Here is a 14,004-nt window from a genome sequence, read left to right on the forward strand (position 1 = left end):
CGTCCTGAACCGCACGGACCGCCTGAAAGCGGATCTCTTCGAGTTTCTCGTGAGAGAGTTTGCGTCCATCAACCTTCATATGACCATTGTAGCACATGGTCTCTAAGTTGTGAACTGATTAGTAAGTCCTTTGTTTCTATGTTGCCGGTATCCTGGTATGGCAGACAGCTACGGCGTATGGGCGAGGGGCGGTACCACTGCGGGCGCAGGTGCCGCGTCTAGAAAATCGATATGGAGATGGGTTGCATGGACCGTAATAAGATCTTGGACGTTATCTCCCTGGCACAAGAACCATGTAGGATGTTTGGATAATCCGCACCTGACATTAAATGCCGGTAGTGTTGCCGTACCGCCGGGGGTCCCTTCTAATCTCCGGTGCGTACCATGACCTATCCAATGCTGGTGCGGGCCGGTGGTCCCTACCCAAATAAAAGGGGTAGCATTAACCATCTTACTGGGTAGGCCCATCTGGTTTATGCGATAACTGATATCATACGGGCGCCATCCACAATGACCTTTGTGATAACGGTCGAACGCCATGGTTGCTTCATAATGGGCCCCAACATGACGTATAGGCAACGGGACCAGCAATAATTGTTGTTCTGCACCGACCAAAGGGTTGGTCCCCTCTTTGCAGGATCTGCGGGTGGTTACGTAAAGGGCCTGTAGTTTGACGATAAGAGAGGGGGCGATGGTGCCGGAAATATGTAGAACCTGCGCAGGATGAGCGCGTAATTTATGGGCATCACGAGGGGTTGCAACCGCATTATGGATATCGTCGCCGATCATCTTCATACCGCCAACCACAAACAAAACAAGAAATACCGGTACAGCGATGATGGTGGCCAAAATAGGCACATGGCCTGACATTGTATGTAGAGGTTTCATCAAGAGCCAGTATAGCCACCAATTTTCGGTCACTGTCAAGAAGTCCCGGCCAGCCGACATCGGCGATCGCCGCCGCCAAATGGCGGTTTCGCTCAAGGAGGTGAGGTCCATCCTGAGCCTGCGGGATGAGCAATAGATTATGCTCGTGTACGTCAACCATTTCCTGTTTGAGCCTGCGCAGGGCCTGGACCAGATCATGGAGTTCGTGGCCGAATGGGTGGGGCAGCGTGCAAAAAGTTATGGCGATGCCTCGCGGCTTGCCGAGGGAATCCGAGAGCTGAAGCTCAAGGATGGCAGTACATTGAGCTCACGTGCCACTTGGTCTCACGACAAAGGAAAGACCTATCCTTTCTGGTTCTGTGCGCAGCTTAGCCACCGAGATAAAAAAGACCGCCTTGCCATGGGAATCCACGCCATGGACCGCAAAGACCGTTTTTGCCAGATTAACTCCGTTGTAATCTTCAGGATCGTCTCCTCTCTAGTTTGAGTGGCACGCCACACTCGTCACCTTGGCACAGCTGATGCCGTTTAGGGAGGGGGCGGCCGTCCCATTATCTGCGGACCGAGGATCTGGTGGGGAGGTTGGGGTAGGCAGCGCCATAGGGCTGGCGCCGGTGGTCGTGGTGGGTTATTTGTGCTTGTGGCCGCGATGATTAAACCATGCCAACGCAAGGCCGCCGCCACCAAAAACTAAAATCACCCATCCCCAAGCAATCCACAACTGTGTCGTTGTAATAGTGCTCATGAGTCTCGATCTCCTAATATCAAGATAGCGGCGAACTCAATAAGGGCAAAGCCAATCGCCGCCGCTCTCATAAACCACCAATCCTTTCGCGCAAGTCCCGCCGTATACCCAAAGAAACCGAACTGAGCGATTGCGACAACCCGTAAGGTGTCCGCCGCATGCTTGGCCTGTTCGTCGTTGAGTTGCATCTCGTATATTTCCCAGCATATCCGCCCTTTCTGTCATGCTCAAGCCTCGCCCATTGCGGGCCGAATGGGCCGTTCGGCCCACAATGCGGCCTATCCCCGCCGTGCCGGTATGGCGGAGAGATCTATGAGGGTGGGACGAAGCGGCTGGCGCGGATCCTGCCGCGCCTCCTTCTCCACCCTCTTGCGCGCCCTGTAGCGCCTCGCCGCCTCAGTGTCGCCGACACGACGCAGGATCTCGCGGGCTGGCCGCGTTGGGGGCGTGGTTTTGGGGTGGCCGGCCCGGTTGCTCATATCGTCGCCCCATGTGCCGTTCCTGTGACCTATTAACGGTGACCGATCCTATTGAATCAGGATATTTCGGTGATGAGTCATCGACAATAGGGGCTTTGGGGGGGTCGGCGGGCCTTACCTATAGATATCGGGGATACCGGCCACGATCGGGCAGTTCGGACCGCAAGATCCTGAACGCGCGCCAGCTCTCGTATGCCCACTGGCATATCCGGGCCGCCCATTGCCGCCCGCATTGGGCAGCCTCCTCACACTGCGCGTCCTCGCCGTGTCCTCCACGGCACACACTCGCCGAAGCCCATGCGCACAAAATGCGATCGGGATCGACAGGCACCCGTTCGTCTCGGCGACTAGGGCTAGGCCTATGAGCCCGCCGAGATCGCCACCCCCTTTCCGGCCTCATTCGGGGTAGGCCATGCCACGAAAGGCCCGCCCTTGGGAACCGACAAAACAGGCCCCTGCCGCGCTTACGCTCGCGCCCTTGGCACCGTGATGATCGGTCTCCCGCCGTATTCATCCCGGATCCGGATGGCCACCGACGGCTGGCTACCCCAAAAAAGGCCGCACCGACCCCTTCCTTTCGGTATATCAGATTATGCTAAAAATCGGTGGCATCGACCCTAAGCCCGGCGTATACTATTCGCCTCAATCGCCGCCTTTTTTGCGATCCCTTTCGAACCCTGCGTTCGATATGCCATCCGACAAGGGACGACGAGCAACCAGGGTATAACTTTCGCGGATTGGCGGACGTAGCCCCATTAGCCGGTCTCAGGCAAGCCACGGCCGCCGCAAGGCGCGCCGAAGGTTCCCTGCGGCCTTGACTTTGAGAGGACCATTGCGTGGAATCTCGATTTCCCCACCCCTACTTCAGTTCGCATCCCCAATGGCGTTGGTTCATCCTGATCACCGTCCTGATCGGGGCGTCGATGTCGGCCCTGGACGTGAGCATCGTGAATGTCGCCCTGCCGACGCTCCAAGGGGATTTCAAGGTCAATATGGCGGTCATCGAGTGGGTGGCGATGGCCTATATGCTCACTCTCACCATCTTCCTTCCTCTCTTTGGGCGTCTTGCCGACATCTTCGGCCGCACCAAGATGTACAATACCGGTTTCGTGGTCTTTACCGTCGGCTCGGCGCTCTGCGGACTGGCCTCCTCCGCCGGCTTTCTGATCGGTGCACGCATCCTGCAGGCGATCGGCGCGGGCCTTCTCCAGGCCAACTCGGTGGCGATCATCACCGCCGCATTCCCAAGCAGTGAGCGTGGACGTGCCATCGGTATTCAGGGCGCGGTGCAGGCGGTCGCCATGTCGATCGGCCCGTTCGTCGGCGGCATTCTGATCTCGGCGGTCAGCTGGCGGGCGATCTTCTACGTCAACGTGCCGATCGGTATCATCGGTACATTCGCGGCCCTCTACTGTCTGCCGGCGGCCGAGCGCTCCGACAAGGCGCGCGAGAAGATCGACTACCTGGGCACCGCCTTCTTCGCCACCGGGCTTGCCTTCCTGGTGCTCGCAGTGAACGAGGGCGAGGCCATCGGTTGGACGGCCCCCATCATCCTGACCTACTTCGCGCTCGCCGCCGTCTTGCTCACCGCCTTCCTGATCACCGAGATGCGCGTCGCGCACCCCATGATCGATCTCACGCTCTTCAAGCGTTATGCATTCTGGGCGGGCAACCTGACCGGACTGCTGTCCTATTACGTCCTGTTCGCGGTGCTCTTCCTGATGCCCTTCTATCTGGAAAAGATCGCCGGCTACAACCCGGTCGTGACGGGGTCCATCCTCACACCCATCCCGCTCGCCATGGCGATCGTGGCCCCATTCGCGGGCCATATCTCGGACAAGTACGGCTCACGCCTCATGACCATGTGGGGTATGGCGGTGTGCGCGCTCGCGACCCTGCTTCTGATCTTCACCGGTCGCTCCCCCAACATGCTGATATTGATCGTCGAACTCGTCATCCTGGGAATCGGCATGGGCCTTTTCACACCGCCCAACAACTCCGCCATCATGGGCTCGGTCCCGCGCGAGCGCTTAGGGGTGGCGGGCGGCATTCTCAATATGATGCGCGCGCTCGGCCTCATCTTTGGGGTCGATATCTCGGGCGTGATCTTCACCTCCGTCGAGCATAGCTACATCATTCAACATGGCTATAAGGTGATGGTCTTCAAGGACCTGCCGGTGGCGCTGCGCAAGGAGGCCTTCCTGCACGGCTTTGCCCCGGTCATGATCACCCTGCTCGTGATCAACGTCATCGCCGGGCTCCTGTCGGCCGCCAAGAAGGATCAGGAGCACAAGGGCCCGATCGAACACGGCGAGCCGATCGATCTCATGTGATACCCCTGGGGCCGGGACGAACCGGTTCCGGCCCCGGGGACTGGTGAGACGCGACGTCCGGACGATCCCGTCGCAGGTCGTGCGATCCACGGCCTTTACGCCGTCCCAGGCGTCCCCAACCCGCTTGTTTTTCCTGTCCCTGAAAGGATCACCGGGACACAGGGTGACCGATCAGCCGGCCGCCTGCATGGGGATGGTGTGGCTGCTGCGCACGATGCGGTTGCCGGCATCGACATAGATGAGGCGGGGCTTCATCGCATGGGCCTCATGCTCCTCGTAGATGCCGAAGGCGCAGATGATGATGAGGTCACCGACAGCGGCCTTGTGGGCTGCCGCGCCGTTTACCGAGATGAGACCGGAGGCCGGCTCTCCGCGTATGGCATAGGTGCTGAAGCGCTCGCCATTACGGACATTGAAGACATCGATACGCTCATACTCGCGGATACCGGCGGCATCCAGCAAGGTCGCGTCGATCGCCACCGACCCTTCGTAGTCGATCTCGACTTGGGTGACGCGCACGCGGTGCAATTTGGCATGAAGCATGGTTTTCTGCATGGGGTTATTATCCGGTTTTCGCGCATCCCTGCCAATGCCCGCCATCGCCCCGCCCGATCCTGCGAAATTCCCGATTATCGATGAGCCGGGTACGTCCCAGACGCGCCGCGGCCAACGCCACGAGCTCGGCGTCGCCGGGAGACGGGGGCGCAAGATCGACGGCGCGCCGCACGGCAAGGTAGTCGGGCACGAACCCGAGCGCCACAAGGCGCGCCATCCCGGCCACCTCGGCGTCGGCCGGCGCCATGCCCGCGGCCACCTGCCTGGTGGCCTGCGTCAAGGTCTCATAGAGACCCGGGGCGCGCGCACGTTCCGCGCTGCTGAGATAGGTATTGCGCGTACTGAGGGCTAGGCCGTCGCGCTCGCGTACAGTATCGATACCGGTCACGGCAACCGGGAGCATCAGGTCCGCCACCATGCGTGTCACGATCCGCCATTGCTGGTAGTCCTTCTTACCCATATAGCAGGCCCGCGGGCGCACGATGCCCAGCAATCGCGCGACTACGGTCGTCACCCCCTCGAAATGGCCGGGTCGGTAGCGTCCGCACAGATCCTCGGACAGCCCCGGCACACGCACCTGGGTGTGCTGCTCGCGACCACGCGGATAGATGGCGGCCTCGGCCGGCAGGAAGACGGCATCGACGCCGGCCTGGGCGAGCCGCGCGCAATCGGCCTCCTCGGTACGCGGATAGGCGGCAAAGTCCTCCTGTGGTCCGAACTGCAGCGGGTTCACATAGATGCTGACCACCACGCGCGCATGCTGGCGCGCGGCGCCTACGAGCGCGAGATGACCGTCATGCAGCCCGCCCATGGTCGGCACAAAGCCAATGTCATCCGGACACTGCATCCGATACTCCCACCACTCGCCGAGCGTGCGCGCGACGATCATGGGCCACAGGCCGCGCAGGACAGGGCTCGGCCGCGGCGCACGGACCTATTCCCCATAGCTCTCTTCAGCGGCAGGGAAGAGGCCCTGGCGCACGGCGTCGATATAGGCGGCGAAGGCCGCCGCGATACCGCCTTGCCCCGCCAGAAAATCCCGCACGAAGCGTGGGGGATGCGCGCCCATCCCCAGGGCGTCATGCATGACCAGGATCTGGCCGTCGCATGAAGGGCCGGCCCCGATGCCGATGGTCGGCACCGTCACCGCCGCGCCGATCTCGGCGGCCAACGCCGCGGGTACCGCCTCCAGCACGAGAAGCGACACCCCCGCATCGGCCAGCTCCTTGGCCTCGGCGAGCAGCCGTGCACCGTGGGCACCCCGGCCCTGCACACGATAGCCGCCCAGGCTGTGGACGAATTGCGGGGTCAGTCCGATATGACCGCAGACCGGTACCCCACGCGCCGCGAGATAGGCGGCGTTCGCCGCGAATGGACCGGCACCCTCGCCTTTCACCATGTGCGCGCCGGCACGCATGAGCACCGCGGCATCGGCCAGCGCGCGATCGGCGCTTCCCTGAAAGCTCAAGAACGGCAGATCGGCCATGAGCAGGGCGCGGCTCACGGCGCGCGCCACGCAGCGGGTGTGGTAGGCCACGTCCTCCAGCATCACGGGGACCGTGCTCTTGCGTCCCTGAATCACATTCCCAAGCGAATCCCCGACCAGGATGATGTCCATGCCGGCCTCATCCATGGCGCGCGCGAAGCTCGCATCATAGGCGGTCATGGCGGCAATCTTACGGCCCTCCCTTTTCAGGGCGACGAGCCGTGGTATGGTCATCGCCTTGGGTGCGGGCATGGTCATGATCCGGTCCTCGACGCCAAAGGATTGAAGAAGTGCCGCCCGCTATGGATGCTGCGAATCGATTCGATGAGCGAGGCCAGATCCTCGTCGCTCTCGACAAAATTGGCCTCGGCGGCGTTGACCATGAGCAGCGGCGAGTCCTGATAGCGATGAAAGAACTCCGTGTACCCCTCGGCGAGCGCCGCCAGATAGTCACGGTCCACATGCTCATAGCCGCGACCCCGACGACGGATCCGGTCGATCAACACATCCACAGGGGCCTGCAGGAATACCACGAGATCGGGCGTCTGGACAGGTTCGGGCATGGTCGAGGTGATCTGCTCATAGAGCCGCCATTCGTCATCGTCGAGCGTGATGCGGGCAAATACCCGGTCCTTGGCCCATAGAAAATCCGCCACGACCCCGGCGCGCAGAAAATCCCCCTGGGCGAGGTCTTCCAGCAGGCGGCGGCGCTGGAACAGGAAAAAGAGCTGCGTGGCCAGCGCATAGGCCCGGCGATTCTCATAAAAGCGGGTGAGAAACGGGTTTTCCTCCGGCTCCTCGAACAGACCTTCGAGACCGAGTCTTAACGACAGGCGCCGGGCGAGACTCGTCTTGCCGACCCCGATTGGCCCCTCAATGACCAGAAACGATCCCGCAGACAATGATATTGGCAGCGCTGCCTGTCCCTTCACCGAAGTCCCCTCACCACTGTCTATCCAGTCGCTCCACCCGCTGATCGCATACCGCCTGGCCGAGGTCCGCCAGCGCCCCAAGCCCCGGGATCCGGAAATCCGGCATGATCTCCCTCCAAGGATACAGCACAAAGGCGCGCTCCTGCAGGCGCGGGTGGGGCAGACGCAAGGCCGGGTCCTCCCGGATCACGCCCTCATAGTATAAGAGGTCGATGTCGATGGCGCGCGGCTCGTTGCGCACGCCGGTGCGCACCCGCCCGAGCCGTCTCTCAATGGCAAAAAGCGCATCCGCCAACCCCTCCGGGGTCAGCGCCGTCTGCAGCCGGCACACGGCATTCAGGTAATCCGGCTGTCGCTGCCCACCGATGGGGGCCGTCCGATAGAGGGAGGAGGCCGCCACCAGGGTGGTCTGCGGAAGGCCGGACAGGGCCTGACGCGCGCGGCCCAGGATGGCGGCGGTCTCCCCGAGATTGCCGCCCAGCCCCACGATGGCGTCAACCGCCGGCGGCACGCCGTCTACGCCGCTTGCGCGGACGCTTCTCGCCCTGCGCGCTCAAGGCCCCCACCATGGCCTCGCGCTCGTCGGCGGCGGCCTCCTGGAAGCGTGTCCACCAGTCGAACAACGCCTCCGGCGCCTCGCCGGAGGCGACACGCAGCCCGAGAAAATCATAGGCCGCCCGGAATCTCTTGCTCTCCAGAAAGCGGAAGGCATGGCGCCCGGCGCGCCGCTCGAAGCGCGATTGCAAACCCCATATCTCGCGCATCGGCACGCTGAAGCGCTTGGGGATCGTAACGACCCGCAACTGTTCGCGCAGCACATGCTCGGCGGCCCGTGCCCACGCCTCGACCGGAACCGCACCCTCGGCAATGCTGTGCATGGCCTCTTCGCGCACACCCTCCCAAAGCAGCGCGGCAAACAGGAAGGCCGGGGTCACGGGTTTGCCCTCGGACAGGCGCTGATCGCTATTGGCGAGCGCTCGCCCGAGCAATGAGTCGCGATCGGCATGCGGACCCAAGATCGCCGCCACCCCCGGGAACAACACCTCGAACAGCCGGTACTCGCACAGCGTCTCGTAAGTCGCGGCGGCATTGCCGGTGTGAAAGAGCTTCAGCACTTCCTCGAAGAGCCGCGCCGGCGCGACACCCTGCAAAAGCGGCCCCAGAACCGGCAGCAACCGGCGCCCGTCCTCGGTTAACTGGAGACGCAATTTGGCGGCGAAGCGCACGGCGCGCAACATGCGCACCGGATCCTCCCGAAACCGCGCCTCCGGGTCGCCTATGACCCGCAGCCTGGCGTGCGTGAGGTCATGAAGACCGTTGACGTAATCGGTGATGAGGCCCTCGTCGGGATCGTAATAGAGGGCGTTGACCGTGAAGTCGCGGCGGAAGGCGTCCTCCTCCAAGGTGCCGAAGACATTGCCATTGTCGTCCTCCGAGTCTGCGGAAGGCGCGGCGCGATAAGTGGCGACCTCGATGATCTCGCGTCCGAAATGGACATGCGCCAACCGAAAGCGTCGGCCGATCAGGCGCGCGTTGCGGAACACCTGACGAATCTCCTCGGGCCGCGCCTGGGTCACGACGTCAAAATCCTTGGGCTCCTCGCCCAGGATGAGGTCGCGCACGCAACCCCCGACCAGATAAGCGGTATAGCCCGCGTCCTTCAGCCGCTCTATGACCTGACGGGCCTGCGCACTGATCCTCCCCGGTATCAAGCCGTAGGATGTGGCATCCACGATCCCCGGCGCCTTACTGATGTCTGTCAAAGGAAAAAGAACCCTCCCGATCTCAAGTTTGTTTCAATTTGCAGAGAGCCTTGTATAATAGCACCGCTTCGCCGCGGCCAAGAATCGGCGCGCACTGCTCCCTTCGTCTAGTGGCCTAGGACGCTGGCCTCTCACGCCGGTAACAGGGGTTCGAATCCCCTAGGGAGCGCCACTCCCCCCGCTTGATATTCGCTCGATGTGACCGCACATCACCCCGCAACGGAATCAAAGGGGGGTTCATGGCCACGTCGCCTTACATCACCGATGTCACTGAGAGCAGCTTCGATCATGCCGTCCTCGCCCGCTCGCGCGAGGCGCCTGTACTGGTCGACTTCTGGGCGGCATGGTGCGGGCCCTGCCGATCCCTCATGCCGATCCTCGCCAAACTGGCTGAAGAGTACCAGGGCCGGTTTTTTCTTGCCAAGGTTAATAGCGATGAACAGCAAGGCCTGGCGGCCCGCTATGGTGTGCGCAGCCTGCCGACCGTGAAACTCTTCAAGCAGGGCGCAGAGGTCGCCCAATTCGTGGGGGCACAGCCGGAACGGATGATTCGCGAGTTGCTCGATGCCCATATCGACAGGCCTTCGGATGCCCTGTTAAGGGCGGCCCTCGACCAGGAAGCGGCGGGCGACCGCGCGGGCGCCCTTGCTCGGCTCCAGGCCGCGCACGAGACGGATCCGGGAAACGACCGGCTGACCGCCCATCTCGGGCGGCTGCTATGCGAGCACGGCCGGGTCGCCGAAGGCGAAGCGGTGCTAAAAGGCCTGTCCGCGCGCGCCCTGGGAGACGCCGAGATCAGCGCGGTGATGGCGCGGCTCGAGTTCGTGCGCATGGCCGCCGACGCCCCGCCCCTGGCCGATCTCGAGCGGACCGTCAGCGCGCACCCTGAGGACTTGCGGGCGCGGCTGGCCCTCGGGGCGCGTTACCTCCTCGCCGGTCGCCACGAGGAGGCCCTGGAACAATGGCTTACGATCGTGCGAACCGATCGGCGCTTTGGCGACGATGCCGGCCGCCGGGCGCTGCTCGCAGCCTTCACGCTGCTCGGCGGCAAGGGCGATCTCGTGCGCCGCTACCGCGGCCTGCTCGCCGCCACCATTACCTAACCCGCACCTACGGCGCGGCTGGCGGCGGACCCGCTGGCCTCGTGCCCGTCCTTGTAATAACCGACATACCACTCTACGAACCGGTCGATACCGGTCTCCACGGAGGTCGCGGGCTTGAAACCGAGATCGGCGGCCAGATCATCGACATTGGCTACCGTCGAGGGGACATCCCCCGGCTGCATGGGCAACATCTCAATCCGGGCCTTGCGGCCGAGCCGCTCCTCGAGTACCTGGATATAATGCATGAGCTCGACCGGTTGGTTGTTCCCGATATTATAGAGACGAAACGGGGCATCGCTGGTGGCCGGATCCGGCGCCGCCGGCGACCAGCCATCGGCCGGTCGCGCCGGGCGGTCGATCACGCGCACCACCCCTTCCACGATGTCGTCGATGTAGGTGAAGTCGCGCACCATGCGCCCATGGTTGAAGACCTTGATGGGGGTGCCTTCCAAGATCCCCTTGGTGAACAAAAACAAGGCCATGTCCGGACGTCCCCACGGCCCATAGACCGTGAAGAACCGCAGACCCGTGCACGGCAGGCGAAACAGGTGGGCATAGCTGTGCGCCATGAGCTCGTTGGCACGCTTGCTGGCCGCGTACAAGGACACCGGGTGAGCGACGCCATCGTGTTCGGAAAACGGCTGCCGGCTGTTTGACCCATACACGGAACTCGAGGAGGCGTACACGAAGTGCCCGACCCCGCCATGGCGGGCGCCCTCGAGGAGATTCACGAACCCCACGATGTTGGCGTCGACATAGGCATGCGGATCCTTCAGGGAATGGCGCACGCCGGCCTGCGCCGCGAGATTCATGACGGCATCGTAATGGTCGGCCGCAAACAGTTCAGCCACGGCCTTGCGGTCGGCGATATCCAGATGGCGAAAGCGAAACCCCGGCTGGGCCTCAAGACGCGCAAGCCGCGCCTTCTTGAGCTCCACCGAGTAGTAATCGTTCAGGTTGTCAACGCCGGTCACGGTATCCCCGCGCGCGAGCAACCTGTGGGCGAGCGTCGAGCCGATGAACCCGGCGGCCCCGGTAATCAAGATATGCATATCACCGTCCTTGCGTCCTACCGCACCATTATAGCCGCCAGAGCGAAAGCCCGCATGCCGAAAGTGCCGCGGCATCGAATCGCGCCTTCACGTCGACGAACACCCCCCCGGGCCTGACCTTGGTGGCCAGGGTTTCCACATCCTGGGTCAAGAAATCCGTGTGCGCCACGGCCACCACCATGGCGTCTGCGACCGGCAACTCCTCCCATGACAACAGCGTAATGCCATACTCCTCGCGCGCCGCATCCTGCGCCGGCACCGGATCATGCACAAACACCTCGGCGCCATAGGAGCGCAACTCGCCAATGAGGTCCATGACCCGCGAGTTGCGCAGATCCGGACAGTTCTCCTTGAACGTGAGCCCCAACACATTGACGCGCGCCCCTTTCACCGTGCCCCCCGAACGGATCATCTGCTTGACCGTCTGCTCGGCGACATACTGGCCCATGCCGTCATTGATGCGCCGGCCGGCCAGGATCACCTGCGGATGGTACCCGAGTTTATCGGCCTTGTAGGTCAGGTAATAGGGATCGACGCCGATACAGTGGCCGCCCACGAGACCAGGACGAAACGGCAGAAAATTCCATTTGGTGCCGGCCGCGGCCAACACCTCGCCGGTATCGAGATCCAGCTTGTGAAACAGGATCGACAACTCATTCATGAGCGCGATATTGAGATCGCGCTGCGTATTCTCGATCACCTTCGCGGCCTCCGCGACCTTGATCGACGAAGCCCTATAGATACCGGCCTCGATGATCGATCCATAGAGGGCCGCGACCTTCTCAAGGGTCTCGGCATCGTCGCCGGCCACGATTTTCGTGATGCGCGTCAGGGTATGCTCCTTGTCGCCCGGATTGATGCGCTCCGGCGAGTATCCGACATGGAAGTCCCGCCCGCAGACGAGTCCCGAGCGCTGCTCGAGAATGGGCACACAGATCTCCTCGGTGGCCCCAGGATACACCGTGGACTCATATACGACCACGGCGCCGCGCTTCAAATGTTCGCCGACCGTGCGACTGGAGCGGACGAGCGGTCCAAAGTCCGGCTGATGCGCGGCATCTATGGGCGTCGGTACCGCCACGATGACGTAATCGGCCTCGGCGAGCGCCGCAGGATCCGTTGTCACCGCAAGCCGACGGGCCGCGCGCAATTCATCGCTCGTGACCTCCCCCGTCGGGTCGCAAAAATGCCGATAACTGTCGACCTTCCCTTCATCGAGATCGAAGCCTATGGTAGGCCACTTCCTGCCGAAGGCCACGGCCAAGGGCAGACCCACGTAACCCAGCCCCACCACTGCTACTGTATTCATCATACGTCCTTGTTCATCCATGAACCTTCCAGGCCTACCGTTCCAATGGCCAACCGCTTCAGGCCGCCACGCTACTGGTCTTGGATGCCGGCAACAATAAGCCTAAAGCAGGATACCGCGCACGGCGACCGGCCCCCACCATGAGGGCGTCTTCCAAAAGCCGGGCCGCTGAGCCATGGACGGTGCACGCATGAAAGTCTTGATCACTGGTGGTGCCGGCTTCATCGGCTCCCATCTCGCCGACCGTCTTGTGATCGACGGACACACAGTGACGCTTCTCGACAACCTCTCGACCGGGAAACGCGAGAACCTGCAAGGGCCGGCCAGGGGCGCGCGACTCGTAATCGCCGACGTACGCGACCGTGAGGCGCTCATGCGCGCGGCCCGCGGCATGGACGCCCTCGTGCACCTCGCGGCGGTGGCGTCGGTCCAGGCGAGCATGCACGATCCGCTCGCCACCCATGCCACCAATTTCGGCGGGACCCTGAATGCCCTGCTGGCGGCCACCGCTTGCCAGGTGCCGCGCGTACTATACGCAAGCTCGGCCGCGGTCTACGGCGATGACGCGCCCACTCCGGTCCCCGAGAGCGCGCCATTGGCGCCGCTTTCTCCCTACGCCGCCGACAAGCTTGCCAGCGAACATTATCTCGCGTACTTCGCGCGCACACGGGGGATCAATGCCACGAGCTTTCGCTTCTTCAACATCTATGGCCCTCGCCAGGATGCCAGCTCCCCCTACTCGGGCGTCATCAGCCTATATGCCCAATGCCTGGCTACGGGCGCGCCCTGCGTCGTCTATGGCGACGGCCGACAGAGTCGTGACTTCGTCTACATCGACGACCTAATCGAGGTCCTGGCACGCGCATTGGCCCGTAACGACCTGTCATGTACGGTCATGAACGTCGGCACCGGCGTCGAACAAGACCTGCTCGCCCTCATAAACGCCTTCGAGACGCTCGCCGGCAGGCCGATCGTATGCGACTTCCGGCCCCCGCGCGCCGGAGACATTCGCCGCTCCCTTGCCGACGTCACCGAGCTGCGGGCAGCCTTCGGTTATGTCCCTCAAACCCTTTTGTCTGCAGGTCTTAGGCATCTTTTGCGCGATCTCGCACCGCTGGCGCGCTGCGCCACATGAGCCACCCCTCGCCGCATTACCGGCCGCTGCCAGCGCCCCTCATTCGGTGTCAAAGCCGGAGGGTGCGCCGCTTGCTTTTCGCAAGCCTCCGCCCCTCCGACTTTCGTCTGATGCCTATGGCCTTCCGTTTTCCGAATAATGGCGCTTCCGCTCGTCCTCCTCCCTGAGCGGCGCCTTAAACCTTTTAAGGCCTTTGCTACCTCCGACTTTCCCCCCCTAGTTCG

Annotated in this window: 13 protein-coding genes and 1 tRNA gene; 5 read left to right on the top strand and 9 right to left on the bottom strand. The window is 62.8% G+C overall.

What is annotated here, in order from left to right:
* Positions 1-168: 168 nt before the first annotated feature.
* Complete coding sequence (locus ACYCTF_RS06200; RefSeq protein ID WP_461284697.1) at positions 169-984, bottom strand: hypothetical protein; 816 nt, start codon at positions 982-984, stop codon at positions 169-171.
* 43 nt (positions 985-1,027) lie between these two features.
* Between ACYCTF_RS06200 and ACYCTF_RS06205 the strand changes: the two genes are divergently transcribed.
* Both ACYCTF_RS06205 and ACYCTF_RS06210 read left to right on the top strand, forming a co-directional pair.
* Positions 1,028-1,375: a hypothetical protein gene (locus ACYCTF_RS06205; protein WP_461284698.1), complete on the top strand. Its 348-nt coding sequence runs from the start codon at positions 1,028-1,030 to the stop codon at positions 1,373-1,375.
* 1,573 nt (positions 1,376-2,948) lie between these two features.
* Positions 2,949-4,445: an MFS transporter gene (locus tag ACYCTF_RS06210; protein WP_461284699.1), complete on the top strand. Its 1,497-nt coding sequence runs from the start codon at positions 2,949-2,951 to the stop codon at positions 4,443-4,445.
* Between the two features lie 171 nt (positions 4,446-4,616).
* On the opposite strand, the gene panD is transcribed toward ACYCTF_RS06210, so the two are convergent.
* From panD to pcnB, 6 genes are read right to left on the bottom strand one after another with little or no spacing between them, the layout of a single operon-like run.
* Complete coding sequence (panD, locus tag ACYCTF_RS06215) at positions 4,617-5,000, bottom strand: aspartate 1-decarboxylase (protein WP_110137493.1); 384 nt, start codon at positions 4,998-5,000, stop codon at positions 4,617-4,619.
* Between the two features lie 7 nt (positions 5,001-5,007).
* Entirely contained in the window at positions 5,008-5,889 is an 882-nt protein-coding gene (panC, locus tag ACYCTF_RS06220; RefSeq protein ID WP_461284700.1) for a pantoate--beta-alanine ligase, read from the bottom strand.
* 45 nt (positions 5,890-5,934) lie between these two features.
* Entirely contained in the window at positions 5,935-6,744 is an 810-nt protein-coding gene (gene panB, locus ACYCTF_RS06225; protein ID WP_461284701.1) for a 3-methyl-2-oxobutanoate hydroxymethyltransferase, read from the bottom strand.
* Positions 6,741-7,418, bottom strand: a complete 678-nt coding sequence (locus ACYCTF_RS06230) for a deoxynucleoside kinase (protein WP_461284702.1) — start codon at positions 7,416-7,418, stop codon at positions 6,741-6,743. The genes panB and ACYCTF_RS06230 overlap by 4 nt, the downstream gene beginning before the upstream one ends.
* Positions 7,419-7,428: 10 nt before the next feature.
* A complete protein-coding gene (gene folK / locus ACYCTF_RS06235; RefSeq protein ID WP_461284703.1) occupies positions 7,429-7,929 on the bottom strand; it encodes a 2-amino-4-hydroxy-6-hydroxymethyldihydropteridine diphosphokinase in 501 nt (166 codons plus the stop codon).
* Positions 7,913-9,181, bottom strand: coding sequence for a polynucleotide adenylyltransferase PcnB (gene pcnB, locus ACYCTF_RS06240; RefSeq protein ID WP_461284704.1), 1,269 nt, complete (start codon positions 9,179-9,181; stop codon positions 7,913-7,915). Before pcnB ends, folK begins: the two co-directional genes overlap by 17 nt.
* A gap of 96 nt (positions 9,182-9,277) precedes the next feature.
* Between pcnB and ACYCTF_RS06245 the strand changes: the two genes are divergently transcribed.
* Positions 9,278-9,353, top strand: a tRNA-Glu gene (locus ACYCTF_RS06245).
* Between the two features lie 67 nt (positions 9,354-9,420).
* Positions 9,421-10,284: a thioredoxin gene (gene trxA / locus ACYCTF_RS06250; protein ID WP_461284705.1), complete on the top strand. Its 864-nt coding sequence runs from the start codon at positions 9,421-9,423 to the stop codon at positions 10,282-10,284.
* Here the strand turns inward: trxA and ACYCTF_RS06255 are convergent.
* Positions 10,281-11,336 carry an NAD-dependent epimerase gene (locus tag ACYCTF_RS06255; RefSeq protein ID WP_461284706.1) on the bottom strand — a complete coding sequence of 352 codons (1,056 nt, stop codon included), beginning with the start codon at positions 11,334-11,336 and terminating at the stop codon, positions 10,281-10,283. The genes trxA and ACYCTF_RS06255 overlap by 4 nt on opposite strands.
* Positions 11,337-11,364: 28 nt before the next feature.
* Complete coding sequence (locus ACYCTF_RS06260; protein WP_461284737.1) at positions 11,365-12,645, bottom strand: nucleotide sugar dehydrogenase; 1,281 nt, start codon at positions 12,643-12,645, stop codon at positions 11,365-11,367.
* Between the two features lie 190 nt (positions 12,646-12,835).
* On the opposite strand from ACYCTF_RS06260, the gene ACYCTF_RS06265 reads away from it, so the two are divergent.
* Positions 12,836-13,780, top strand: a complete 945-nt coding sequence (locus ACYCTF_RS06265) for an NAD-dependent epimerase/dehydratase family protein (protein ID WP_461284707.1) — start codon at positions 12,836-12,838, stop codon at positions 13,778-13,780.
* Positions 13,781-14,004: the final 224 nt, after the last annotated feature.

It is taken from the genome of Acidiferrobacter sp., assembly GCF_054609335.1.

Bases quoted from the DNA above. Each gene is read 5' to 3' on its own strand.
- ACYCTF_RS06260 (WP_461284737.1), bottom strand. From the start codon at position 12,645: ATGAATACAGTAGCAGTGGTGGGGCTGGGTTACGTGGGTCTGCCCTTG.
- ACYCTF_RS06205 (WP_461284698.1), top strand. From the start codon at position 1,028: ATGCTCGTGTACGTCAACCATTTCCTGTTTGAGCCTGCGCAGGGCCTG.
- panD (WP_110137493.1), bottom strand. From the start codon at position 5,000: ATGCAGAAAACCATGCTTCATGCCAAATTGCACCGCGTGCGCGTCACC.
- trxA (WP_461284705.1), top strand. From the start codon at position 9,421: ATGGCCACGTCGCCTTACATCACCGATGTCACTGAGAGCAGCTTCGAT.
- panB (WP_461284701.1), bottom strand. From the start codon at position 6,744: ATGACCATGCCCGCACCCAAGGCGATGACCATACCACGGCTCGTCGCC.
- ACYCTF_RS06255 (WP_461284706.1), bottom strand. From the start codon at position 11,336: ATGCATATCTTGATTACCGGGGCCGCCGGGTTCATCGGCTCGACGCTC.
- ACYCTF_RS06265 (WP_461284707.1), top strand. From the start codon at position 12,836: ATGAAAGTCTTGATCACTGGTGGTGCCGGCTTCATCGGCTCCCATCTC.
- panC (WP_461284700.1), bottom strand. From the start codon at position 5,889: ATGATCGTCGCGCGCACGCTCGGCGAGTGGTGGGAGTATCGGATGCAG.